Source organism: Deinococcus pimensis DSM 21231 (assembly GCF_000519345.1).
GTDB lineage: Bacteria > Deinococcota > Deinococci > Deinococcales > Deinococcaceae > Deinococcus_A > Deinococcus_A pimensis.
Map to the genome: position 1 here is coordinate 28,355 of NZ_KI912618.1, position 1,322 is coordinate 29,676.

Consider the following 1,322-nt stretch of genomic DNA (forward strand, 5'->3'; position numbering starts at 1 on the left):
TGGATCTCGCGGCGCCCTACGGCACGCCCATTCTCGCGGCCACGGCGGGCGTCGTCCGCGAGGCGGGCCCGGGCGAGTACGGGCTGAACGTGTGGGTGTCGAGCGGGAACGCCACGATCATCTACGGCCACATGAGCCGCGTGGCGGTCACGCCGGGCTCGGCGGTGCGCGCGGGCGACCTGCTGGGGTACGTGGGCTGCTCGGGCGTGTGCACGGGCCCGCACCTGCACTTCGAGACCCGCGTGGACGGCGAAGCGGTGGATCCGCTGGCGCTGCTGCCATGACGCGCGTGCTGGTCGTGGACGACGAGCTGCACCTGCTGGACCTGGTGCGGATGGTCCTCGAGCTGCGCGGTTACGACGTCGTGACCGTCCCGAGCGGTCCGGAGGCGCTGGAGCGCGCGCGCACCGGGGCCTTCGACATCGCGCTGCTCGACGTCGTGATGAACCCGTGGACGGGCCTGGAGACGGCGGAGCGGCTGCGGACCCTGCCCGGCGCGCCGCGCATCGTGTTCCTGACGGGCCTGTCGGATCAGGACGTGATGCGCCGCGGACTGGAGCTCGGCGAGGCGTACCTCGTCAAGCCGTTCCGGGCGCCGGAGTTGTACGACGTGATCGAGCAGGTCCTCGCGCCCACCCCCTGACTGGTTCCCCACCTCCTCCTGAACTGGACCTGTGAAGGGGTCCAGTCGGGGGGTAGCCTGAGGGCATGACCACCGGAACCACCCGCGTCAAGACCGGCTTCGCCGAGATGTTCAAGGGCGGCGTCATCATGGACGTCGTCACGCCCGATCACGCCCGCATCGCCGAGGCCGCCGGCGCCACCGCCGTCATGGCCCTCGAGCGCGTCCCCGCCGACATCCGCGTCGACGGCGGCGTGGCCCGCATGAGCGACCCCAAGATGATCAAGGGCATCATCGAGGCCGTCAGCATCCCCGTCATGGCGAAGGTCCGCATCGGGCACTTCGTGGAGGCGCAGATCCTGCAGGCCCTCGGAGTGGACTTCATCGACGAGTCCGAGGTCCTCACGCCCGCCGACGAGAGCTACCACATCGACAAGCACGCCTTCACCGTGCCCTTCGTGTGCGGCGCGAAGAACCTCGGCGAGGCCCTCCGTCGCGTCGGCGAGGGCGCCGCGATGATCCGCACGAAGGGCGAGGCGGGCACCGGCAACGTCGTCGAGGCCGTCCGGCACGCCCGCACCATCCTCGGTGAGGTCCGCCGCATCCAGAGCGCGCCCGTCGAGGAGCTCATGACGATCGCGCGTGACCTGCAGGCCCCCTACGAGCTCGTGCGCCTCGTCCGCGAGAGCGGGAAGCTTCC

3 protein-coding genes are annotated in these 1,322 nt (G+C 71.0%); all 3 read left to right on the top strand.

Annotation, left to right across the window (positions count from 1 at the left end):
- Nucleotides 1-284: M23 family metallopeptidase (locus DEIPI_RS27635; RefSeq protein WP_157463395.1), on the top strand; the 284-nt coding region annotated here is incomplete at its 5' end.
- Complete coding sequence (locus tag DEIPI_RS0101595) at nucleotides 281-643, top strand: response regulator (RefSeq protein WP_027480634.1); 363 nt, start codon at nucleotides 281-283, stop codon at nucleotides 641-643. The genes DEIPI_RS27635 and DEIPI_RS0101595, both read left to right, overlap by 4 nt.
- Nucleotides 644-708: 65 nt before the next feature.
- Nucleotides 709-1,322: beta/alpha barrel domain-containing protein (locus DEIPI_RS0101600; RefSeq protein ID WP_027480635.1), on the top strand; the 614-nt coding region annotated here is incomplete at its 3' end.